Genomic DNA, 24228 nt, shown 5'->3' with positions numbered 1-24228 from the left:
GCCTGGAGGCCGGCGAAGCTTTCGCGAAATTCCATTCCCCTGCTGGCGGCCGGATTGGCACGATCTATCTTCTTTCCAACTGCAAACGGCTGGAAAAGACGGTAGGTTGCCGTCTTCCAGGGCGGTTGCTCATTCTGGCAACGGAGCATCTGACATGAGCAAGCACAAGATCGTAGCACCGGACGATGCATCGTCCCGCCTGCGCCCGCCCTATGCCTCGGTTCTCGACCTGATCGGGCAGACCCCGGTCGTCGAGCTGACCAAATTCGACATCGGCAAGTGCCGGCTGTTCATCAAGCTCGAAAGCCAGAATCCCGGCGGCTCGATCAAGGACCGCATCGCGCTGTCGATGATTGCCGCCGCCGAAAAACAGGGCAGACTGAAGCCCGGCGGCACCATCGTCGAGGCGACCGCCGGCAACACCGGTCTCGGCCTCGCCCAGGTCGGCATCCCCAAGGGCTACCGCATCATCCTCGTCGTTCCCGACAAGATGTCCCGCGAAAAAATCCAGCATTTGCGCGCGCTCGGCGCCGAAGTGCGCATGACGCGCTCCGATGTCGGCAAGGGCCATGCCGAATATTACCAGGACATGGCCGAAAAGATCGCCGTCGAGCTGCCCGGCGCCTTCTATGCCAACCAGTTCGCCAACCCGGCTAATCCGCTGGCTCATGAAACCACGACCGGACCGGAAATCTTCCAACAGCTCGAAGGCGACGTCGACGCGGTTGTCGTCGGTGTCGGCTCCGGCGGCACGCTGACCGGGCTCGGCCGCTATTTCGCGAAAGTCTCGCCGAAGACCGAGATGATTTTGGCCGATCCGGTCGGCTCGGTGCTGGCGCCTTTGATCAAGACCGGCAAGATGGTAGAGGCCGGAAGCTGGACCGTCGAAGGCATCGGCGAGGATTTCGTCCCGCCCAATGCCGATCTGTCGCTGGTCAGGAAGGCCTATTCCATCCCCGACAAGCAGAGCATGCTGGCGGTGCGCGACCTGCTTTCGAAGGAAGGCATCCTCGCCGGCTCGTCTTCCGGCACGCTGCTTTCGACGGCGCTCCGCTATTGCCGCGAGCAGACCGTGCCGAAGCGCGTCGTCACCTTCGTCTGCGACAGCGGCAACAAGTATCTGTCGAAAGTGTTCGACGACTTCTGGTTGGCCGAACAGGGCCTTGCCGAGCAGGAGCAGCATGGCGATTTGCGCGATCTGGTGATGCGCTCGCATCGCACCGGCGACACCGTGTATGTCGGCCCCGACGAAAGCCTGCTCAACGCCTATGGCCGCATGCGCCGCTCGGATGTTTCGCAGCTGCCGGTGCTGGACGAGGGCAAGCTCGTCGGCATCATCGACGAAAGCGATATCCTGGCCAAGGTCGAAGGCCCCTATGACAGCCGCTGGGACCGCTTCAAGGCCCCGGTCAGTACGGCCATGACCTCTACCCTGCACACGCTGCAGGCCAGCCAGACGCTGGATGCGCTGCTGCCGGTGTTCGACCGCAACGAGGTCGCTATCGTCTTCGATGGCGACGAATTCATTGGCCTGATAACCCGTATCGACCTGATCAACCATCTGAGGCGCGCCCGATGACCGTCAAAGCCACCGTATCGGGCAGGAACCGCCTCGCCTTCTCGACGCGCACCATCCATGGCGGCCAGAGCCACGACCCGACGACGGGCGCGGTGATGGTGCCGATCTACGCGACCTCGACCTATGGCCAGCAGAGCCCGGGCGTGCACAAGGGTTTTGAATATGCCCGCAGCCAGAACCCGACCCGCTTTGCCTTCGAGCGCGCTGTGGCCGACCTCGAAAGCGGCACAGCCGCCTTCGCCTTCGCTTCGGGGCTGGCGGCGATCGCCACTATTTTCGAACTGCTCGATTCCGGCGCCCACATCGTCGCCACCGACGACATCTATGGCGGCACGTTTCGGCTGCTTGAGCGGGTGCGCAAGCGCTCGGCCAACCTCCAGGTCGACTTCGTTGACTTCACTGATCTTGCCGCGGTCGAAGCGGCGATCCGCCCGGAAACCAAGCTGCTCTGGGTCGAGACGCCGACCAATCCACTGCTGCGTGTCGTCGATCTCGAAGGCGTCGCGGCATTGGCCAGGCGCAAAGGCGTGCTGTCGGTCGCCGACAACACTTTCTGCAGCCCCTATCTGCAGCGGCCGCTGGAGCTCGGCATCGATATCGTTGTTCACTCGACGACGAAATACCTCAACGGCCATTCCGACATGGTCGGCGGCGTCGCCGTGGTCGGCGACAACAAGGATCTCGCCGATCGGCTGAAGTTCCTGCAGAACGCCATCGGCGCCATTTCCGGGCCATTCGACAGTTTCCTGGCGCTGCGCGGCCTGAAGACGCTGGCGCTGAGGATGGAGCGTCATTCGTCGAACGGCCAGAAGATCGCGCACTGGCTGGAAAGCCGCCCCGACATCCGCCGTGTTATCTATCCCGGCCTGCCCAGCCATCCGCAGCACGCCATCGCCAGGCGGCAGATGCACGCCTTCGGCGGCATGATCACCATCGAGCTCGACCGCGACCTCGCCGGCACCAAGCGCTTCCTCGAGCACACGCAACTGTTCACGCTGGCCGAAAGCCTCGGCGGCGTCGAAAGCCTGATCGAGCACCCCGCACTGATGACGCACGGCTCGATCCCGGCGAAAAAACGCGCGGAGATCGGGATATCCGATTCGCTGGTGCGCTTGTCGGCCGGCATCGAGGATGGCGACGATCTGATTGCGGATCTGGATCAGGCGCTGGCGAGTTGAGCCCGGTAACAAGAAACCTTGCGAGACGTCGGCAGGACAGAGGGGGGTGAAGGATCACCGACAAGCGACAATTGTTCTGTGTCGCGCCCCGCACGCTATTCCGTTGACCCAGGCCAATTCTGCCTGAATTGTAGCGACCCGATCCTCCCGGCTCCGGAAGCTATGAACAACCGACAACGCAACCAACCGACGGCAAGCGAAGCCCCTCTCACCTTCGCCGTCCTGGTCTTCCCTGGCTTTCCGATGATGGCGTTCAGCTCGGTGATCGAGCCGCTCCGCGCCGCCAACGTGCTGGCGAAGCGGAACTGCTATCGCTGGATAATCGTCGGCGCCACCGAAGGCCCGGTCGAGGCTTCTAATGGCGTCGTCATCCAGCCCGGCTTTGCCGCCCATGACGCGCCGAAGGTCGATCGTGTCGTCGTCTGCTCGGGCGGCGATGCCGATCATCTCGTCGCGCACGATGCGGTGAGCTGGATCCGCAGGAGCCTGCGCGGCGGCGCCCATATCGGCGCGGTGGCGGATGCCGCCTTCTTCCTGGCTCGGGCCGGCCTGCTCGACGGCCATGCCTGCACCTTGCACTGGACCAGCCAGGGGGCTTTCATCGAAGCGTTTCCGGATATCGAGCTCAGGCGCGATCTCTATGTCATCGACCGCAAGCGCTTCACCTCGGCCGGCGGCGTCGGCAGTCTCGACATGATGCTGGAGATCATCACCAACGATTATGGCGCCGAGCTTGCGGCCGGCGTCGCCGAATGGTTCGTGCACAGCCCGCTGCGCTCCAGCGTCGACCGCAAGCTGATGCCGCTCAGGCTGCGGACCGGCGTGCAGAACGAACTGGTGCTGTCGGCCATCGCCATCATGGAGGATGCGGTCGAAGAGCGGCTCGGCATGGCGGAACTGGCCAACAAGCTCGGCGTCTCCTCCGATAAGCTCGAACGCAATTTCCGCTCCGAACTCAGCATCTCGCCCAACGGCTACTACCGCCGTCTGCGCCTCAAGCGCGCCGCCGACCTGCTGGCGCATTCGACGCTGATGGTGCGCGACGTGGCGCTGGCCTGCGGCTTCGCCTCGATGTCGAGCTTTGCCCGCGCGTTCCGGGAGGAGCATGGCCACGCGCCGAAGGTGATGAGGAGGCACTAGCGGCGTTAATCGCTCCACGCTGAGTTCCCGCCCACCCCCCTCTGGCCTGCCGGCCATCTCCCCCTCAAGGGGGGAGATTGGTAGCTTCGCAAGCAAAGCTCACTCGACAACTTTGGAGATTGGCGAAAGCTGAAGTGACGTCCAATCTCCCCACCTGAGGGGGAGATGGCCGGCAGGCCAGAGGGGGGTGCTGTCCGGCCAGCCTGTCTACGGCATCCAGCACAACATTTGCGGTTTTCCGCACAACGCCCGCACGTCCTTTGCTCCATGGTCTCGCTTCCAGGAGGCACCCATGAGCATCGTCGTTTTCGACCCCGACAGCACCGAGGACGTTGACTTCAAGGACCGCATGCGGCATCCGGCTGCGGCCGATCCGGCCGGCGGCATGTGGTTGTCGGATACCGAGCCGTCCTTCATCAATGCCGACGCGCTGCGCAAGGGGCGACTGGTCAAGCTGCGCGCGTGGATGCGCGAGGCCGGCTATGGCGGCGTCGTGCTGTTCGACCCCTACAACCAGCGCTACGCCACCGGCTCGCGCAACATGTTCGGCTATTTCCTGCGCAACTCGACGCGCTACTTCTTCATCCCGACCGAAGGGCCGATCGTGTTGTTCGAATATCCGCAGAGCTACCATGTCTCGATGGTGCTCGACACGATCGACGAGGCGCGGCCGTCGAAGCTGGTCTGGTCTTCGGTGTCGGGCCGTGACGACGAAACAGCCGGCCCGTTCGCCGATGAGATCGCCGAATTGCTCAAGGCGCATGGCGGCGGCTCGATGAAGCTCGGGCTCGACCGCTGCAGCCATCTGCAGGCACTGGCGTTGGAAAAGCGCGGCTGCGACGTCCGGGATTGCCAGGGCGAGATTTTGGCGGTGCGCGCGGTCAAGACGCCAGAGGAAGTAAAATGCCTGCAGGTGTCGATGGCTGGCGCCGAGGCTGCGGTCTATGCGGTGCGCGAGGCGATCAAGCCCGGCGTATCCGAAAACGAGTTGTTCGCCATCATGTATGGCGAGGTGATCCGCCAGGGCGGCGAATTCATCGAAACCCGTTTGCTGACCTCGGGCCAGCGCACCAACCCATGGTTCAATGAGGCGAGCGGCCGCAAGATCAGGCCGGGCGAACTTCTGGCGCTCGATACCGACACGATCGGCTGCTACGGCTATTATTCGGACTTTTCGCGCACCTTCCGCTGCGGCCCGGGCAAGCCGACCGATTATCAGAGATCGCTCTACCGCATGGCGCACGATCAGGTTCAGCACAACATCGGGGTCGTCAAGCCGGGCATGGCGTTTCGCGAGATTGCCGAAAAGGCCTGGAGGATCCCGGACCGCTTCGTCGACCAGCGCTACACCTCGGTCATGCACGGCGTCGGCATGCATGGCGAGACGCCGTTCATCGCGCATGCCATGGATTACGAGACCTATGGCCGCGACGGTGTCATCGTGCCCGGCATGGTGGTCAGCGTCGAAAGCTATATCGGCGAAAAGGGCGGCCGCGAGGGCGTCAAGCTGGAGGACGAGATCCTGATCACCGAGACCGGCACCGAACTCCTGTCGCGCTTTCCCTATGAGGACGATTTCCTTGACAGGCACGTTTGAGTGCTGACAGGCAGTTTTGCATGAAAAGCCCGATCTCGATCAAGCGCGGCAAGGCGGCGGCGGTGTTCATCGATCTCCAGGAGGAGCATCGGCGGGACAAGCGCTATCTGGTCGAAGGCTATGGCGACATTCTCGCCAACGTCCAGCGGCTGCAGCAGGCGGCTCGGGCCAACAATGTGCCCCTGTACCACTGGGCCTATATCGTCGATCTCGCCACGGCACGGCCGTTCCACCCGGTCGAGGCCAACGGCAAGTCGGCGTTTTCCGACAAGGACGATCCACTGACGGCGATCTGTCCGGAAGTGGGCCCGGCGACAGGCGAGACGATGCTGGTCAAGACCGATGCCAGCGCCTTCCGCGCGGGGCCTGCCGCCGAGCGGCTGAAGGCCGATGGCGTCGAGTGGCTGGTCGTTGCCGGCGTCTGGACCGAGGCCTGCATCGATGCCACCGTAAAGGACGCGGTGGCGCTCGGGTTTCGCGTGCTGCTGGTCAAGGATGCCTGCGGCAGCGGCAGCACGGCGATGCATCAGACGGCCATTCTCAATCTCGCCAACCGGCTCTATGGCGGCGCCGTCACCACCACCGACGGCGCCTGTCGGCTGCTGGCCGGCGAGACGGTCGAAGCCTGGCAGGTCGAGGGCTCGGTGCCATTGCGCTTCAGCTACGAAAACGCCGCCCGCCTCTACGCCGAGCTCTGAGCGGGACCGCGCCGCGATGATCACCGAGGCCGATCGACCAGAAACGACAGAGCGCGGAAAATACCAAACGCTGCTCGATCCGGAGCTGTGGGCCTATATCGACCGGGTCAATGAGTCGTATCCGCCCGAGATCGTCTACATGCCGATCGACAGGCAGCGGGCGGTCTATGACGCCATGTGCCGGGCGTTCCGCGAGCCCTATCCGTCCGGTGTCAAGGCCAGCGACAGCGCGGTTCCTGCCATTGACCATGCGATCCCGGTCCGGCGTTACCAGATGGCGGGCACGGCGCCACAAGCGATGGTCGTCTATTATCACGGCGGCGGCTTCGTCCTTGGCGGGCTCGACAGCCATGACGACATCTGCGCCGAGATTTGCGCCGGCACTGGCTTTCCCGTTCTGTCCGCAGACTACCGGCTGGCGCCCGAGCATCTGCATCCGGCGGCCTTCGAGGATGCGCTGGCCGTATTCGAATGGGCTGCGGCGACGACCGGCCTGCCGATCGTGCTCTGCGGCGAAAGCGCCGGAGGCAACCTGGCTGCCGCAGTGGCGCAGGCGACACGCCGCCATCCTCGCCATGCGATCGGCCAGGTGCTGATTTATCCCGAGCTCGGCGGTGACGAGCTAGACGGCCCCGAGCTGGACGGCAAAGCGCGCGCCGGCTCCTATGTCGAGCACGCAGAGGCGCCACTGCTGACATTGCGCGACGTCGAATTCTATCGGCATATCCGGGCAGGGAAGGGGCAGTCGCCGGAAGACCCGACATTTTCGCCGCTCGGCGATACGGACTTCTCTGGCCTGCCGCCGACCGTCGTCATCACTGCCGAATGCGACCCGCTGTCGGCTGACGGCAAGGCCTATCGCGATCGCATCCTTGCCGCCGGCGGCAAGGCATGGTGGCGCGAAGAGCCGCGGCTGGTGCACAGCTTCCTGCGCGCCCGCAAAACCGTACCGCGCGCCGGCCAGGCGTTTGAGCGCATAATCGCGGCAATAGCCGCGCTGGGCGGAGGTGATTGGCCTGAGTGACGCGGACCGTCCTCCAATCTCCACTGTCGCGGAACAGCGCACAACAACTGCGGAAACCCGAACACTGCTTCGGTCAGGCCAGCCCTATCATCACGCCACGTAAGGAGCCCGCATCCGCGATGCGCCGGCCCGACAGGGAGGATTTACGATGAAGTTCATGCTGACCGACCGGAAATTGCATCCGCAGGCGGAGCCCGTCGCCGATGGCTTCAAGAAAGGCCAGATGAACCGGCGCGAATATCTCGCCACCATGGCTGCGCTCGGCGTCAGCGCTGCCGGCGCGCTGGCGCTGGGCGGGCTTGCGCCGTCACCGGCCAGGGCCGAGGAACCGAAGCGCGGCGGCATCTTGCGTGTCGCCATGAACGTCAAGGGCTGGAAGGATCCGCGCACTTTCGACGGCGTCGAGATGTCCAACGTCGCCCGCCAGTGCAACGAATATCTGGTGCGCTGGAAGCGCGACTTCACCTTCGAGCCATGGCTGCTCGAGAGCTGGGAAACCAGCGACGACGCCCGCGTGCTGACGCTGCATGTCCGCAAGGGCATCACTTGGTCGAACGGCGACACCTTCAACGCCGACGACGTGATCCACAATCTGACGCGCTGGTGCGATGCGTCCGTCGCCGGCAATTCGGTCGCCGCGCGCATGGGCGCACTGGTCAACGCCGATACCAAGAAGGCCGTCGACGGCGGCATCGAGCGCGTCGACGATTTCATCGTCCGGCTCAATCTGCCCAAGCCCGACATTTCGCTGATCGCCGGCATGGCCGACTATCCGGCGCTGATCATGCACCGCAGCTATGAAGGCGACGGCGATCCGCTGAAGGCATTGGCGATCACTACCGGGCCTTGCGAACTCGTCGCATGGGACGCCGAGGTCGGCGCCGAAGTCCGCCGTAAGGACAAGCCATGGTGGAAGGGCGACTTCTACCTCGACGGCATCAAATGGGTCGACTACGGCTCCGATCCCAACGCCATGCTGTCGGCCTTCGAATCGGGCGAGATCGACACCGACCATGAAACCGCCTCCGACACGGTTGCGCAGACCGACTCCATGGGCCTGAGCAATTCGGAAATCGCCACCGGCTCGACCATCGTCGCGCGTTTCAACATCGGCAATCCGCCCTATGACGACATCAAGGTGCGCCGCGCCGCCCAGCTCGCGGTCGACAACGCCGCCGTGCTGAAGATCGGCATGGACAATCGCGGTAAGCCTGCCGAGAACCATCACGTCGGGCCGATGCATCCCGAATATGCCGATATCGGCCCGGCCGTCCGCAACACCGATCAAGCCAAGGCCCTGCTCGCCGAGGCCGGCAAGGCCGACCACGAATATGAACTCATCTCGGTCGACGTCGACTGGCAGAAGAGCACCGGCGACGCCATCGCCGCGCAGATGCGCGAGGCCGGGCTGAAGATCAAGCGCACTGTGCTGCCGGCCGCGACGTTCTGGAACGATTGGAGCAAATATCCCTTCTCCTGCACGGAATGGCTCGGCCGGCCGCTCGGCGTCCAGGTGCTGGCGCTCGCTTATAAGTCTGGCGCCGCGTGGAACGAGAGCGCCTATGCCAATCCGGAGTTCGACACTCTGCTCGACAAGGCCCTAGCGATGCCTGATCCCGGCGCCCGCAAGGAGCTCATGGCCAAGATCGAACAGAATCTGCGCGATTCCGGCGTTATCATCCAGCCCTACTGGCGCTCGGTTTACCGCACCTACCGCAAGGGCGTCCATGGCTGCGAGCAGCACCAGTCGCTCGAGCAGCATTTCGAGAAGGTCTGGCTCGATGCCTAGTCTCGCCGCTCGAAAGAAAGGCCGGCGTTAGCCCGTCGCGCCCGTCGCTGAAATCTCCTGCCCGAGCCGCACCGTTTCCCGGATCAGCAGGTCAAGATCGTCGCGACGGGTGCGGTGGTTGTTGATCGCCACCCTGAGGCAATGCTGGCCATGCACTGTCGTGTCGGAAATGGCGGCGATGCCTTCTTCCTGCAGCCTCAGCATGATCTCGGTGTTGAGCGCCTTCTGCCTCTCTCCCGTCTGCCCGTCGCCGCGGTGGCGAAAACAAACGATGTTAATGTTCACCGGTGCCACCAGTTCGAGAGCCGGTTCCGCCTCGATCAGCGCGCTGAGATGATGTCCCTGCGCAATGTTCTGATCGATCAGCCGGCCGAACTTTTCGATGCCGTGCTCTCTCAGCGCCATCCACACCTTCAGCGCGCGGAAACCGCGTGACGTCTGCAAGCCGAAATCGTGCAGCCAGTGGCCGGAGGCGAGTCCGCGCGGGGTCGATTCCAGATATTCCGGCGTCACCGCGAACGTGCCGCGATGCGCGGAGGCATCCCTGATCAGCGCGCAGCCGACCTCGAATGGCGCGTGCAGCCATTTGTGCGGATCGAGCGCGATTGAGTGGGCGCGTTCAATGCCGGCAACGCGATGCGAATTGTCCGGCGCAATCGCAAGCAGGGCGCCGATGCACCCGTCGACATGGAACCACAGATCCTCTTGTGACGCCAGGTCTGCCAGCGCTTGCAGATCGTCGATCGCGCCGGTGTTCACCGTGCCGGCCGTGCCGATCACGCAGGCCGGCTTGAAGCCCGCGTTACGGTCCTCGACAATCGCCGCCCGCAACGCAGCGATGTCGATGCGCAGCCCCGCATCGCTCGGGATGCGACGCAGTGCCCGGTTGCCGAGGCCGAGCGCCTCCATCGCCTTGCGATGGCAGGAGTGAAGCTGGTCGGAGCCATAGAAACGCAGTGGCTTGTCGATGCCGGCAACCCCGTGCTCGCGTATGTCGATGCCCGCCTTGGCGTTGCGCGCCACGGTCAGCCCGATGATGTTGGCCATCGAGCCGCCGCTGACCAGCGTGCCGCTGGCCGATTGCGGAAAGCCCATCATTTCCTTGCACCAGTCGACGACCTGGTTGTCCATCAACGCGGCGGCATGGTTGCCGCCGCCGAGATTGGAGCCCTGGATCGCCGCCAGGAAGTCGCCGAGCGCGCCGGTGAAATTGCTAGAGCCCATATACCAGGACCAGAAGCGCGGATGGATGTTGCCCATCGGATAGGGCATCAGCTTCCCTGTGACGTCGCCGTAGATTTCGGCCAGCGGAGCCGGCGAACGCGGCAGCGGCGCCGTGAAGAAAGTCCTCACATCAACCGGCATCTCCTGCCACACCGGACGCTCTCTGACATCGCGCAGGTAAGCGACGGCATCGTCGACGATCCGATGCGACAGGACCTGCACGTCGGCCCAGTTCGAGGGGTCAAGCGTTTCCTCGGTGGCCGTGATGGCCAATCCAGGCCTCGTGTCCATACAGGCCGCTCCCGATGTGCCGCCGTCACGCCGGAAACTGGCAGCCGGGCGTCGACTGCGAAAGCGCAGTCTCCTCGGCGTCCATCTCGGCTTCGATGCCGTCGAACAGCGGTGTCGTCATGTAGCGTTCGCCAGTATCGGGCAGCATGCACAGGATCACCGAGCCGGGCGCCGCCTTTTCCGCGATCTGCCGCGCCACAGCGAAGGTCGCTCCGCCGGAGATGCCGGTGAAAATCCCTTCCTTCTGCGCCAGCGCCTTGGCCCATTTCATGCCCTCGGGCCCGGCAATCGGCACCACCTCGTCATAGAGGCTGGCGTCGATCGCCTCTTGCAGCACGTCCGGAATGAAGTCGGGCGTCCAGCCCTGGATCGGATGCGGCTCGAAGGCCGGATGGCTGGCGGCAGGCGCGCCACCGGCGCCGCGCTGCTGCGGCTTGCCGCTGCCGATCAGCTGCGCGTTGGCCGGTTCGGCGAGCACGATCCGGGTCTCCGGACGCTCCTGCCGCAGCACGCGCCCGACGCCGACGACGGTGCCGCCCGTGCCATAGCCGGTGACGAAGCAGTCGAGCCGCGAGCCGGCGAAATCGTTGATGATCTCGCGCGCCGTCGTCGCCTCGTGAATGGCGGCGTTGGCCTTGGTTTCGAACTGGCGGGCCAAAAACCAGCCATTGGCTTCGGCCAGCTCCACCGCCTTCTTGTACATGCCAAAACCCTTCTGGGCGCGTGGCGTCAGCACCACCTTGGCGCCCAGCATGCGCATCAGCTTGCGGCGTTCGATGGAAAAACTGTCGGCCATCGTCACCACCAGCGGATAACCCTTCTGGGCGCAGACCATGGCAAGGCCGATTCCGGTGTTGCCGCTGGTCGCCTCGACTACGGTCTGGCCCGGCTTCAGGGCGCCGCTGCGCTCGCCTTCCTCGATGATGTTGAGCGCCAGCCGGTCCTTCACCGAGGCGGCGGGATTGAAGAACTCGGCCTTCACATAGATCGTCGCATGATCCGGCCCGAGATTGTTGATGCGGATCACCGGCGTATCGCCGACCGTGTCGAGAATGCTGTCGAACAGGCGGCCGCGCCCGGCCGTGGTTCTGATTTTCTGTTGATGCAACATGTCGATCTCCTCGCTTCCTCGTTGTCTCTTGTCGTCACGGGCCGGTTACAGACCGGTGGCTTGGGCGGCGAGGTTTCGAGACCTTGCCGCGCTACATTTGCCTCCCGGCAATGTGGCCATGGCGGCATCCGGCGCGGAAATTCGCCGCCGGATGCACCGTGTCGCGTTTGGTGATAAAACAAAGGCCGACTGGCCAGCGTGGGAGCAGGCGTGGAAACGCACGTGGAATCCACCCGATCGAGCCTCGACGGCGAGGTGACCGGCCTTTCCGTGCGCCTGCTCGGCCCGCTGACCATCGCACGCAATGGTACCATCATCGCGCTTCCGAAGTCGCGCAAGCTGCGCGCGCTGTTCGCCTATCTGGCGCTGGCGCCGCATCCTGTCGGGCGCAGCCGCCTCTGCGAGCTTTTGTGGGATGTGCCGAACGACCCGCGCGGCGAGCTTCGCTGGTGTCTCAGCAAGCTTAGAGGCATGCTCGATGAACCCGATCGGCCCCGGATTGAGACGCAAGGTGACACGGTTGCGGTCGACCTGAACGGTGTATCCGTGGATGCCGTGGAGATTGCCTCCGCCGCGACGAAGGGAATAGAGACGCTCGAGCTCGAACGCCTGCTGGCGCTTTCCCGGCTGTTCCCCGGCGATTTCCTCGACGGGCTGGAGATCGACCGCAGCCCGCATTTCAACAGCTGGTTGACCGCTCAGCGCCGCCGCTTCAGCTCATGCCACGCGGCGGTGCTGCAACAGCTTGTCGAGCGTCTCCCCAGCGATTCCGATGACGTGTCCGCGCACCTCGAAAAATGGCTGGAGCTCGCTCCGTTCGACGGCCGTGTGCATCTGGCCTTGCTGACGAGGCTCGCCCAGCGCGGCCAGTTCGGCGCGGCCGAGGAGCATATTGCGGCCGCCGCACGGCACTTCCAGTCCGAAGATCTGGATTTCGGACCCGTTCGCGACGCATGGCGGACAATCCGCTGTCAGCACGGCGCGTCATCATGGGTGCAGCCGGCCGTTCCGCTCTCGGTACCTCCTATCATGCTTGCCGATCCCAACGCCGGAACGTCGCGCAAGGCTTCGCTTGCGGTGATGCCGTTTATTGAACAGGCCGGCATCGGCGGCGTTCCTGGTGGCCCTCGCGGAGGGATTGCCGACGGCCTGACCCACGACATCATCACCCGCCTGGCCAAGCTCAGGGATTTCTTCGTCATCGCGCGCGGCTCGGTGTTTGCCTTGGCGGAGAAAAACATCGCGCCCGAAGATGCCGGGCGGCGGCTCAACGTCGACTATGTCGCCACGGGCATGGTGCGCTGCCAGGTGGGCCGCGTCACCGTTGCGGTCGAGCTGGTCGAAGTGCGCACCGCCAGGATAGTCTGGGCCGAGACGTTCGAGCGCAAGCCGGACGACATCTTTGCCGTGCTCGATGATATCGGCAACAGCATCGTCTCGTCGATCTCGGCCGAGATCGAGACGGTCGAGCGCAACCGCGCCATGCTGAAGGCGCCCAATTCGCTGAACGCCTGGGAGGCCTATCACCGCGGCCTGTGGCACATGTACCGCTTCACCCGCGCGGAAAACGAGCAGGTCCGGCATTTCTTCGACCTGGCCTTGAAGCTCGATCCTACCTTCGCCCGCGCTTATGCCGGGCTCTCCTTCACTCATTGGCAAAATGCCTTCCAGCGCTGGGGCGACCGCGATCAGGAGAGCGCCATGGCCTTCGAGGCAGCCGGCCAGAGCCTTCTCGTCGACGATCACAATCCGGCCGCGCATTGGGCCATGGGGCGGGCGCTGTGGCTGCGCGGCGAGCAGGACGGCTCCCTCATCGAGCTGGAACGCGCCGTCGACCTCAGCCCTAATTTCGCGCTTGGCCACTATGCCCTGTCTTTCGTCCACTCGCAGTCCGGCGACCCGAAGGCCGCGATCGGCTCATCCGACCATTCCAGGCATCTGAGCCCCTTCGATCCGCTGCTGTTCGGCATGCTGGGCGCCAGGGCGATGTCGCATGTCCGGCTCGGCCAGTTTGACGAAGCCGCCGAATGGGCGCTGAAAGCAGCCGCGCGTCCCAACGCCCATGCCATCATCCTGGCAATCGCCGCGCATTGCCTTGCGCTGGCGGGACGGCTGGACGAGGCTCAAGGTTTCGCCGCCGCGTTGCGCAAGACGCTGCCGAACTACTGCGCCGATGATTTCATCGGCACCTTCCGCTTCGAGCCGGACGCCGAGGCGCTGTTCCGGCAAGGCGCCAAGCGGATCGGGCTGAGGTGAAGCAGGCGCGGTTAGCCCGGGTTCTCTAAACCGCTCATCGCGGCTGGCCGCCCCCAACATCGTCATGTCCGCAGCCCAAGGCGCCAATGGTCAGATCGGTCGCAAAATTCGTCGACCGGAGCGGATCAGACGGGCTCAACGGATTTGACATTGCCGTCGGTATCCACGAGGCAGCTTGTCTTCTTGCCGCTGGCATCGAGTTCGACCTGATAGGTCTTGGAATCGAGCTTGCTTGATGAAACCGGAAGTATCTTGGTGCTGTCGACGCCGCTGGCCTTGGCGACCGCATTGGCGCAAAGCAGCTGAAGGTCCGCCGGCGCCGTTTCGACCTTGGTCCTGGACATCTGGTCCTGCGGCGGCGGCGATGGCGCGCTGACGCAAGCGCCAAGGGCTCCAGCCAGCAATCCAATTGCTGTCGCCCGAATCGAAGTTCTCACTGCATTTTTTGCCGACATTGCTTGTCCCTCTCCGAATGCCGCTCACACACCTTTGTAAAGTGCCGCCCCCTGCATGAGGACGATGACCTTGGCCCCAACCTTGACGCGCGATGCAAGATCGACGATGTCGTCGTTCCTCATCCGGATACATCCCGACGACACGTCGAGCCCGATCGTCCAGGGCTCCGGGTGCCGTGTATCCGGTAGATCGTGTCCTGGTCGCGCTCATAGAGGTAGAGCGCCCTTGCGCCGAGCGGGTTGTCCGGCCCCCCCTTCATGCCTCCGGCATATTTCACCGCCTTTGGATCGCGAGCGACCATTTCGGCCGGAGGCGTCCAGGTCGGCCACTCCGCCATGCGGCCGACGCGCACGATGCCGGCCCAGCCAAACCCCTCCCGGCCCACGCCGATACCATAGCGCATGGCCTGCTGACCCGGCTGCACAAGGTAGAGAAAGTGCTGGTTGCCATCGATGATGATCGTGCCCGGCACTTCCGCGGTGCGGAACTTGACCATCTGCGGACGAAATGCCTCGGGCACTTCATTATGCGCGGCATAGTATTTGCGCGCCTTGGTGCGATCGTAGTCCACCCATTTGTGGGTTTTCGGGTCAAAAACCTGTGTTCCCGCAGCCACCGCCGCCACGGCGACAAGACCGAACGCTACCGCGACAATTGTTGCAAGGGAGCTCCGCTGGAGAGTGGCGCGCCCCACGGTCATCAGATTTCGGGTCATGGATTTGCCCACCCCTGCACCCGGGCGCCTTGTGCGGCAACCCATTGTTTGGCGTATTCGTAAGGATCCTGACGCTCCACCTGGAGCGCATAACTCATCTTGGTGATTTCCTCGGGCTTCAGCTCGACCCGTTCCAGGAACGCCACCACCTTCGGATATTTTTTGCGCAGCGAGGTGGCGTAGGCGATATGGAAATGGGCGGTATCCCATGACACCGGCGCACTGGACTTCGAGACCCAGAGCGGGTCCTCTGACGGCAGTACGATCTTCCACCTTGCCGGATCGAAGGGCGGCTCGGTAAGCCGGACAATGTCGTGCAGCTCAAAGACGTAGTGCGGCGCGTAGCAGGCAAACACCATTGGATGATCCGTGGCGACCGCGGCATCGACAGCCGCCATTCCGGCATCCTCGGGCGTCTCCAGCAAGGTCATTGTCTTGGCATAGCCATAGCTGTTGGCGCGGACGCGCTCGATAGCGGTTGAGGACCAACCCTCAGCGCCTATCCGGAGTTCGCCACGCCCGTCACCGTCGGTATCCAGCGCGGCGGTTTTCTTCGGGTCGCTGAGATCCGAAACGTCGTGAATTCCAAATTTGTCGGCTGCTTCACGCGTCGCGCATATGCCTTGCCAGGCCGGCACTCCAATGGGGCTGATGGCCACCGTGCCGGCCCCGTCCACATACTTCTTCACTAGATTATCCAGATTGGACAGCCAGATTTCGGGATGAATATCCACCTCACCAGAATTGAGGCCGGCAAAGGCAATAAGCGTCCCCATCTCGCGCACATCGGCATCGAGCCCGAAATTTTCCTTCAGGCTGACCTTGAGGATATTTGCCGTCGCCTGGCCGGACGGCCAGTTCGGCATTGCAATGACGAGATCAGCCGCGTGGACCGGGATGTTTAGCGCCAGCATCGTCAATGCCGCCAGCGATACTTTCCGCAGGCACTGCCGAAATCGGTTGTGCATCTCTTCCCCCTCGCTTCGGTACTGAAATGAACCGGGACGGGAACAATCTGTCGCGGCAAGCACCGGATTGTGACACCAGCCCCATGTCTGACGGGCAACTGCTGAAGGTGCGGCAGTGCGTTCGCCAAAGAGAGCGCCTTCACGTGCCGCCCCTGCACGCTACCCGATGACAATCCGACTGGGAAGATGCTCACAACGCGGCCGCGGCGCCCCCACTGCGCCTCTATGCGGCACGCCGCAGCGTTGAAAAAGTCGAATGATTGAGCGGCGTTTCTTTCGGCCTGCGCAACGGCTTGGCTGGATTCGAAAAAAATACCACAATAGATTCGGATTATAGCGATCATATAAGAAGCGATGCCGTCGCGCCATTTTACAAGGCTGGGCGAGAATTCACAATAACATATGAAACTACTTGCAATAACGCGAGATAAAGAGAATGAAGCTAAAAGCGTATTCCGCAAACTTGCTTCCGATCATATTTCAGCATCTGCTAAGATAGCCGGCGCTGGTTCCGAATTATTAAGCATTTGCAAAATTCATCGCCGCAATATTGTGGTTTTTCCTTGCCGCAGGCCGAATCGGATGCAACTTTTTAGAAGCACAGCCGCGTCAGCGGATCGTTGAAACATGCTTGGGCGGACGGGGCACTAAGCATGGAGAGGAATATTGACATTCTCTAATGCGGCGGCCCCCGCCGGGAGCGTTCCCTCCCACGTAAGAGATTACCGCAACCGTCGGCTAACTCGTCGAATGCATCGTCCACAGCCGGGCTCTCGTTCGATGGCCGGCGAAGCTTTGCCCTCCTCCGATTGGCGCCAGACTTCGCGACAAAAGCGGGGATCGCCGCCTGCGATAGCCTTCCGATGCGGACGATCCGAGCCGCCAGCCAGTCGGAGGAATGAATCATGAAATTCGTAATCTATGCGGCCTTGGCCACTGCTTTGATGGCGATCTCCGGTTGTACCACCGACGACTACGATGGTTGTCGCGGAAAGGGCTGCCTGGTTGATCGGTCCCATAAAGGGAGCCGGAAGATAGACGACCGGCCGCAGTTCGACAGGAACGGCAATCCCAACTTCGATACCAGGGGCCGTTACATCGGCTGCCATGGGCTCGGATGTAAAGTCGACGATCCTGATGACGGGGATCAAAGCATCGACGACAGGCCGCAGTACGACAAGGAAGGCAATCCGAACTTCGATACGCAAGGCAACTACCAAGGCTGCCGCGGCATCGGCTGCGAGGTCGATACACCGGACGATGACAACTCATCGGACGACGACGATTCCGATTAGTGGACCCTCCAATACGAACGAAGAGGATGCCCTCATGTTTGAATCCAACGGTCTTATCCTGCGATGTGCCAAAATCGTGATGATCGGTCTCATGGGGTTGGGAATGACGCTGACCTTCGCTTTCGCCGCGAATGGTGCCTGCGACGGCGTAAAGGTCGATGTGACGAAGGCGCGCAAGCAGGAATATGCCCCCCTCGTTGCCTCGGCGTTGGACAACAAGGTCAAGCCTGCTCGGGTGAAGTTCATCACGATCATGGAGAACGGCAACTGGAGCGCCGCCTACGTCTCCACGCCGGTGAGCGACGACGGCGTGATGTTCTTCCAGACGGTCGACGGAAAAAAGCAATTTCGCGACGTGTGGGGCGGCTATGCCGACCCGTCGGAAAACCTGAACTGGTATCCTGGGCGAAGAAGCTCGGAGCGCCGCAAGATCTGGCAAAGTGTTTTGCCGAGGAAGTTACGGAATGACGGTGATGATCGCTGGAAATTGCCGCTGACCGTTGGTGCAGGGGGAGAATGATTGGTGAGCGCTCCGGGGCGCCGGGCCTCTGAGATCGGTTCCAATGATCAGCTGCAGGATGTGCAAAATGCAAACTGTTCGAAAGTCCAGACTGATAATGCAGTTCGCCCGTGCATTGGCAACTTCAGTGAAAATGACGGCTGTTGTGAGTGTAGCCGTCCCGCACACGATCAATGTTGCGTATGCCAGCAAATATGATCTGCCGAAACCCTATGTTTCCCGGGCTCTTAACGCGGTTTTGATACCCATCAACCACGCCTCTCGGCACCGCTACCAGATCCCGCCCAAGCTTCGCGGGGTGTATGTCTTGGCCGTTGCACCCCATGGCGTTGCCGCGCGGCAAGGCATCCGGCCGGGTGACGTGCTTGCCACAGTGCGGCATCAACCGATTTCGACGCCGACCGATGTCGACCGACTCGTATGGGCCGCTCTTGCCGTGAGCGCTACCAGTTTTCTGTTTGGCGTGAACCGCGGAACAGAAGTCGCAGATGTCGTCGAGGTCAATACCAACATCACCGTCAACAACTTCAATACCGACATCTCGGTCAACAATATCTCGCAATGGACGAGCGTCGATAACCATGAGGAGTGGACGCAGATCGTCGATCAGTACGACGACGAGATGGAGACAAGCCTCGAAGACACAAGCTATCGCGAAGACGACTCCCTGCCCGGCGACGCCAGTCCAGACGCTAACGCGACTTCTGCCGATGCTGACGACGATTCCAACGATAGCAGCGCAGACACCGATGGCGATACCTCGGACGAGAGCACCGATGACAGTTCCAATGATCAGGACGATTCAAGCGATCAGAATGACGATGAACAGCAGTCGGACGATAGTGATGACGACAACACCGACGACGATAGCTCGGATGACAATACCGACAACAATAGTTCCGATGACCAGGACAATTCTGGCGATCAGAACGACGATGAAGACTCAGCGGGCGGTGACGATGACCAAAACAGCACTGACACCGACGATGACAGCACGGATGGCGATGCGTCGGATGACAGTAGCGACGACAGTAATGGATCGGACGATGACGATTCCAACTAGCGGTCGTCCGGGCCTGCGGTTCTAAACAGAGCACAGTCGATGAAAACCTCGATCCTGACCTCTGCCATGATCTTGGCCACGCCAGCGTCCGTATTTGCCCAGGACAAGTGCTATGACGCCGCCAAGAACCAGGCCACCACGAACGAATGCGCCGACGCTGCATTCAAGGAATCCGACAAGAAGCTGAACGAGCTTTACAAGCAGATCGAAGCCCGCCTGAACGACGATGCGGATACCAAGACGCTTCTTGTTCAAGCACAGCGGGGTTGGGTCAAATTTCGCGACGCGGAGTGCAGTTTCCAGACCGCAGGATCGGTCGAAGGAAGCATGACGCCAATGCTCATCGCGCAGTGCATGGACAGCCTGACGCAATCCCGGGTCAAGGACTTCGAGGGTTACCTGAAGTGCCAGGAAGGCGATCCGAGCTGCCGCGTTCCGGCAGCGAACACATCACCTGCCGTATCCCCTGTGGCCGATGAGAACGGCCGGACCGGCCTTGCCCAGGCTACCGGCCCGATATCCATTCCATTGCAACATGTCAGGGAATACGGACTCGACAGTGATGAAGTCATCTATCACAAACTCGGGATCGTGGTGGGCATCAATGGTGCCACGCCTCGTTTGTACGAATTCGACACCGGGTCGGATGAGTTCAACGCGGAGATCGATTCGAGTGTCCCCGGCATAAAGCCGGTGCCCGGCAGCAAGCCTGGAATGTACCCGTATGGAGACGGCACCTATGGAGATTGGGTACAACAGGTCCGTTTCGACAGCCTGTCCTATTACGATCCGGATGATCGCTCAAAGCCTGTCGTAACCCTCGATGGCGACTTCGCCGCTGGTCGGGTGGTGGATTACGTCTACACAAAGGGTTTCGGCGACCTCGAGGATGTGAAATTGACGCAAAAGCCCGTGGGCCACCACGGCGATACGCCGGTCTATGCGGATCTTAATGCGCGCAAGAGCATGCAGAACGGCGAACCCGGTGATTCGACGACGTTTTACGGCGTCTTTGGAGCCGCCGATTTTATCTTTGCGGGAGATCAGACCACTGCCCCCGGCAGTCAAACCCAAAGCGGCTATGTGGTCTCTGCCAATGCAAATCTTGGAAAAAAGAAGACCACACCGGGTTGCGTTCCCTGCCTGGCGCTGAATTTGTCCCCCAGTTTGAGATCCCAGTTTACGGCCCTGATGCCTTGGGGCGAACTGGGTTCTCAGCTTTACGAACATTACCAGAAGAGATTCCCGCAAACAGGCGCGAACGCATCCAATGTGAACGAAGGCTCTTACCGTTATACAATTTCTTTTGACTATATGGGAAAGAAACGTTCGGTTGATTTCAATGGGCCCGTGTTGTTGGATACAGGAACGGCGACTTTTGTCTCCATAACCTCAGAGGGTGTTTTAAATAAGCTTCGATCGAGAGGATTTCAACTCAAGGAATATAGTTCTGATATAATGGACTTAAAGTTTTTTGGATTTGACGATAGCTTTAACAACAAGGAATACAGCGATGTCGTTATCGATCGCCAAAGTGATGAGGTTGACGGCAATGGAATTACTATCGGCTTACCCTTCTTTCAGTCCAATTCCGTAATGTATGATCTGGAAAACAAGACGACCGCATATTCACCCTATTTTGTCAGCGCTGGCAACTTTACGACTGACGCGGCTGCCAAGGATCAAGTTCAGCTGAATCGCGCGACCAGCGATGCTGGAAGCAAAGGATGGCTCGGACTGGCCGGCATCGTCTCCGGCGCCGGCGACTTCACGATCGAGAAGGACGCGGACGTGCGCATGACCGGGGGCAATACCTACACCGGCACAACCCATGTCGCGGCCGATGGGTACCTTACTCTGGCCGGGCCGGGCAGCGTCGAGCATTCCTCGCGCGTCACGGTCGACGGTGTGCTCAACCTCGACCAGAAAGGAAACCACCTGAAGTCCTGGGGAGTGGCGCACTCCCTGAACGATACGGCCATTCGCAACCTGAACGGAAAAGGCGAGGTCTATCTGGGTGCGGGCAGACTGATCCTGACAGAAGCCAACGGGCAATTTGATGGAACCATAGCGGACTTTGATGACGCCGGCGGCATGAGCGGCGGCCTCGTTGTCGCCGGCGGCAAGCTGACGCTGAGCGGCAAGAACACCTATTCAGGCGTGACGGAAGTCGCGTCAGGGGCGCAGTTGCGCGTGACCGGGTCCTTGACCGGCGACGTTTCCGTCTCGGGACTCCTTGCCGTTGACGGGGAAGTCTCCGGCAAAGTCACGGTCAAGGAAGGCGGCAGGCTAACCGGTTCGGGAAAGGTCGGCAGCGTCACGGTCGCCGAAGGTGGCAAAGCGGATCCAATGAAAACCAGATAATGGGAAAGGGAAATCGATGAAAACCGCAATTCTGACTGCTGCCATGGTTCTGGCCATGCCGACGTTCACCTTTGCCCAGGACAAGTGCTACGCCGCCGCCAAGGATCAGGCCTCGCTGAATGCGTGCGCCGATGCGGCGTTCAAGAAATCCGACAAGAAGCTCAATGAGCTTTACAAGCAGATCGAAGCCCGCCTGAAGGACGATGCGGATACCAGGAAGCTTCTTGTCCAAGCTCAACGGGATTGGGACAAATTTCGCGACGCCGAGTGCAGTTTCCAGACTTCAGGAGCGGCCGGAGGAAGCGTAATGCCGATGCTCACCGCGCAGTGCATGGACAGCCTGGCGCAATCCCGGGTCAAAGCCTTCGAGGGTTACCTGAAATGCGGCAAGCAGGGCGATCCGATGAGTTGTCCCGTTCCGGCCGCGAATTGACACCTCGGTGCCGGGATGAAGACCTTCATCGTATCTGCAGTGCACTTGATAGCTGGGCTGTTGCTGGCGGCAGTTGTTACGGTCGCAAGTGCCGCTGAGATCCCCGAAGGGGACTATTACATCGTCGCGAAGCATTCCTACAAAGCGCTCACCGCCTTTGAAGGCAGGCATGGCGAGATCGTGCTTGGTCAGTCCGCTCGCAAACCCAAGGATGGTCCCGCGCAGCTGTGGACCATCACCAGGGCGACCGGGGAAACGAACGGCGCAACCTATCAGATCCGGTCTCGACGATACGGAACGTATCTTGCTGGGGGCGACGAAGACGAAAACGGGAATACGAGTGTCGTCCTCAAGGACGAGCAGTCCGCTGAGGGGCAGGCATGGCGCTTCAAGCCGCATCTGAACAGCTATGGCATCGAGCTGGATGACAGCGGCACGACGCTCAACGTCAGGGCCGATGAACGTGCGGACGACGCTCAGATCATCGTCTATGACGCCAGCCTGGACGATAACGCCCAGTGGTTGCTTTATCCGGCCGGCAATGGCGACCGACCGGCAGCGGCGTCGGCAGCGGTGTCGGAATTCGACAATCTGAACAAGCGCTATCGCCTCGCTCCGATGCCTGCAGCCACACCCGAGGCCAATAGGCTGAGACGCACGAAGCTGATGGACGATCAGCCAAGCGGTGTGTTCGTGAGAAAGGGAGAGGCAGTATCGGTTACGGCCGAAGGCCTGCCGCCTTCCCCCGACGGCTTGATGATCATGATCGGCCCGATGAACAGCTTCTATGACGAAAGACCCCAGGATGACCCGCAATTGGTCATTGCCAAGGAAGGGCGCACCGACTTCACGGCGAAGCGCGACGGGCTGATCCATTTCCGCTACGCCTACAGCGGCTTCAGTGCGGCTCTGCCTCCGATCGACGTGGCAATCGTGCGCGGCGGCAGTTCGATCCCCCTCTACGTCAAGGGAAAAACAAGCTTCGAAGACTGGCGTAAAATGCTCACCGACATGCCCGGTGCGCCATTCGTCGAGATGATAAGCGAGCGTGTTGCCATTACCGCGACCCGCAAAGTCTATATGAGGGCGCCTCAGGGCGACCCTGCGGAAATTCTCGACACCCTCGAGCAAATTCTAGGCTGGTACGATGCACTATCCGGTCTCGACGGTTCCCCCAAACTTCATCGGGCATCCCGTTTGCGCATGCACTATCAGCAGGACACGGTGACACCGGCGAAGGTCTTCGACGACGGCATATACATGTACGCAGGCAACTATTTTATGGGTGTCCCCGGCAGCAACATGGGTGATTTGCTGGACGTGAATAAGCTGCGGCAAGCGTGGTCGATCTGGCATGAAACCGGCCATATGTACCAGCAGGAGGATTGGACCTGGGGCGAGATCGTAGAAACTACGGTCAATATCTATTCCCTCAATGCCCAGGCACATTTTGGCCATCCGTCCCGCTTGAAAGAGCGCGATGACTCTACCGGCAAGACGCCGCTGGATCTGGCGGCGCGATATCTGGCGCGGAAGACGCGCGATTTCGACAATGAAAAACAAATACGTGCCAGCGCGGATGACGACGATGAGCTTTGGGTGCGGCTGGTCATGTTCGATCAATTGCGCCGGGGTCTCGGCGAGGACTTCTATCCGAAGCTTCACCGATATTACCGCGAGCATCCACTGGACGATGCCAATAAGCAAGATGCGGTCAAGGTACGAACCTTCATCCTGCGTGCCAGTACGGTCGCAAATCAGGACCTGACCCGGTTCTTCTCCGATTGGGGGATGCACATAGAGCAGGAAACCGCCGACAGATTGAAGCGTTTGAATCTGCCTCCAGCAGATCCTCAATTGTCGCGCGTTGGTCTGAATGTTGTTTCACGGTGAAGCCGGCGGCGAGCGCGATGCGGGAGCCAGACACGAAAGGATGCGGGGGTATCGGCATTGCGTGAGGGGCTAAAGGAGGTGGATTGTGAAACGCTATAGATCACTGCCCGCAGTAACGATTGCAGCATCTGCGCTGTTAGCATGTGCTGTGCCGGCGACAGCCCAGGGCGACCTCGGCTTCGACGTCAACGTCACGCTGTCCAAAAAAGCAGCCGCCAAGCTCGCGACTGAAAAGGAAGGGATCGTTGTCCTCGCCTCCTATTACGGTGACCCGAAGCGGAGTGCCGAGAAGCACGCCAACGAAGTCGGCCAGATCGATCTCACGCCGCAGGACGAAGAGGTCGAGATAGCGGGCACAGCGGGCCACGCCCACATCGGCGGCACAAAGGTCGACACGAAGCGTCTCGACTGGCTTGCCGGCCCTCCCGAGGTCAACGTCAACGTTGCATCCGCACGCAAGAGCAGTCCGGACAATCTGCTCAGCTGCGATTTCATCGACGGTCCACTAAGCGATGTCCAAAGGAAGCCTGTGACGCTTCATTGCGGATTGATCGAAGAAAATGTGGACACGAAGTTGAGGCCATAAGGCCTACAAAATCATGCCGCCTCGTTACCTGCGTCAACGCAGATTATC

19 protein-coding genes and 1 pseudogene are annotated in these 24228 nt (G+C 61.5%); 15 read left to right on the top strand and 5 right to left on the bottom strand.

Annotated elements, in window-relative coordinates:
* The first annotated feature begins 154 nt into the window (after positions 1-154).
* From NKH63_RS22095 to NKH63_RS22065, 7 genes are all read left to right on the top strand, one after another.
* Positions 155-1579, top strand: a complete 1425-nt coding sequence (locus NKH63_RS22095; protein ID WP_352481345.1) for a pyridoxal-phosphate dependent enzyme — start codon at positions 155-157, stop codon at positions 1577-1579.
* Positions 1576-2757, top strand: a complete 1182-nt coding sequence (locus NKH63_RS22090; RefSeq protein WP_352481346.1) for a cystathionine gamma-synthase — start codon at positions 1576-1578, stop codon at positions 2755-2757. The genes NKH63_RS22095 and NKH63_RS22090 overlap by 4 nt, the downstream gene beginning before the upstream one ends.
* A gap of 162 nt (positions 2758-2919) precedes the next feature.
* Entirely contained in the window at positions 2920-3897 is a 978-nt protein-coding gene (locus NKH63_RS22085) for a GlxA family transcriptional regulator (protein ID WP_352481347.1), read from the top strand.
* 292 nt (positions 3898-4189) lie between these two features.
* A complete protein-coding gene (locus tag NKH63_RS22080) occupies positions 4190-5494 on the top strand; it encodes a M24 family metallopeptidase (protein WP_352918731.1) in 1305 nt (434 codons plus the stop codon).
* 20 nt (positions 5495-5514) lie between these two features.
* Positions 5515-6192 (top strand): isochorismatase family protein, encoded by a 678-nt coding sequence (locus NKH63_RS22075; protein WP_352481348.1) that lies wholly within the window; start codon positions 5515-5517, stop codon positions 6190-6192.
* Between the two features lie 16 nt (positions 6193-6208).
* The gene (locus tag NKH63_RS22070) at positions 6209-7216 is read left to right on the top strand and encodes an alpha/beta hydrolase (protein ID WP_352918729.1); all 1008 of its coding nucleotides are present in this window, start codon (positions 6209-6211) and stop codon (positions 7214-7216) included.
* 148 nt (positions 7217-7364) lie between these two features.
* Positions 7365-9005 carry an ABC transporter substrate-binding protein gene (locus NKH63_RS22065; protein WP_023718789.1) on the top strand — a complete coding sequence of 547 codons (1641 nt, stop codon included), beginning with the start codon at positions 7365-7367 and terminating at the stop codon, positions 9003-9005.
* 27 nt (positions 9006-9032) lie between these two features.
* Here NKH63_RS22065 and NKH63_RS22060 read toward each other — a convergent pair whose 3' ends face one another.
* Both NKH63_RS22060 and NKH63_RS22055 read right to left on the bottom strand, forming a co-directional pair.
* Positions 9033-10520 carry a pyridoxal phosphate-dependent decarboxylase family protein gene (locus tag NKH63_RS22060; RefSeq protein WP_352481350.1) on the bottom strand — a complete coding sequence of 496 codons (1488 nt, stop codon included), beginning with the start codon at positions 10518-10520 and terminating at the stop codon, positions 9033-9035.
* A 25-nt stretch (positions 10521-10545) separates the two neighbouring features.
* On the bottom strand, positions 10546-11631 hold the full coding sequence (locus NKH63_RS22055) for a PLP-dependent cysteine synthase family protein (protein WP_352918727.1): 1086 nt from the start codon (positions 11629-11631) through the stop codon (positions 10546-10548).
* A 222-nt stretch (positions 11632-11853) separates the two neighbouring features.
* Here NKH63_RS22055 and NKH63_RS22050 point away from each other — a divergent pair, with 222 nt between their 5' ends.
* Complete coding sequence (locus tag NKH63_RS22050) at positions 11854-13887, top strand: transcriptional regulator (protein ID WP_352918725.1); 2034 nt, start codon at positions 11854-11856, stop codon at positions 13885-13887.
* A 125-nt stretch (positions 13888-14012) separates the two neighbouring features.
* Here NKH63_RS22050 and NKH63_RS22045 read toward each other — a convergent pair whose 3' ends face one another.
* From NKH63_RS22045 to NKH63_RS22035, 3 genes and pseudogenes are all read right to left on the bottom strand, one after another.
* The gene (locus NKH63_RS22045) at positions 14013-14231 is read right to left on the bottom strand and encodes a hypothetical protein (protein WP_031212349.1); all 219 of its coding nucleotides are present in this window, start codon (positions 14229-14231) and stop codon (positions 14013-14015) included.
* Positions 14232-14366: 135 nt separating this feature from the next.
* Positions 14367-15043 (bottom strand): annotated as a pseudogene (locus NKH63_RS22040) (L,D-transpeptidase).
* Positions 15044-15054: 11 nt separating this feature from the next.
* On the bottom strand, positions 15055-16026 hold the full coding sequence (locus NKH63_RS22035; protein ID WP_352918723.1) for an ABC transporter substrate-binding protein: 972 nt from the start codon (positions 16024-16026) through the stop codon (positions 15055-15057).
* A gap of 905 nt (positions 16027-16931) precedes the next feature.
* Between NKH63_RS22035 and NKH63_RS22030 the strand changes: the two genes are divergently transcribed.
* The 7 genes from NKH63_RS22030 to NKH63_RS22000 all read left to right on the top strand — a co-directional run bounded on the left by NKH63_RS22030 (position 16932) and on the right by NKH63_RS22000 (position 24180).
* A complete protein-coding gene (locus NKH63_RS22030; protein ID WP_352717243.1) occupies positions 16932-17321 on the top strand; it encodes a hypothetical protein in 390 nt (129 codons plus the stop codon).
* A 34-nt stretch (positions 17322-17355) separates the two neighbouring features.
* Positions 17356-17841, top strand: coding sequence for a hypothetical protein (locus NKH63_RS22025; RefSeq protein WP_352918720.1), 486 nt, complete (start codon positions 17356-17358; stop codon positions 17839-17841).
* Positions 17842-17908: 67 nt separating this feature from the next.
* A complete protein-coding gene (locus NKH63_RS22020) occupies positions 17909-18904 on the top strand; it encodes a PDZ domain-containing protein (RefSeq protein ID WP_352918718.1) in 996 nt (331 codons plus the stop codon).
* Between the two features lie 39 nt (positions 18905-18943).
* Positions 18944-21268, top strand: a complete 2325-nt coding sequence (locus NKH63_RS22015; RefSeq protein WP_352918716.1) for a lysozyme inhibitor LprI family protein — start codon at positions 18944-18946, stop codon at positions 21266-21268.
* Between the two features lie 16 nt (positions 21269-21284).
* The gene (locus tag NKH63_RS22010; protein ID WP_352717238.1) at positions 21285-21701 is read left to right on the top strand and encodes a lysozyme inhibitor LprI family protein; all 417 of its coding nucleotides are present in this window, start codon (positions 21285-21287) and stop codon (positions 21699-21701) included.
* 15 nt (positions 21702-21716) lie between these two features.
* Positions 21717-23594: a M60 family metallopeptidase gene (locus NKH63_RS22005; RefSeq protein ID WP_352640388.1), complete on the top strand. Its 1878-nt coding sequence runs from the start codon at positions 21717-21719 to the stop codon at positions 23592-23594.
* Between the two features lie 85 nt (positions 23595-23679).
* Positions 23680-24180, top strand: coding sequence for a hypothetical protein (locus NKH63_RS22000; RefSeq protein WP_352495428.1), 501 nt, complete (start codon positions 23680-23682; stop codon positions 24178-24180).
* Positions 24181-24228: the final 48 nt, after the last annotated feature.

The sequence above is a fragment of the Mesorhizobium sp. M0960 genome, from assembly GCF_040319055.1.
Lineage (GTDB): Bacteria > Pseudomonadota > Alphaproteobacteria > Rhizobiales > Rhizobiaceae > Mesorhizobium.
The sequence above is the reverse complement of the archived record's forward strand: the minus strand, read 5'-3'. Positions and strand labels throughout refer to the sequence as shown.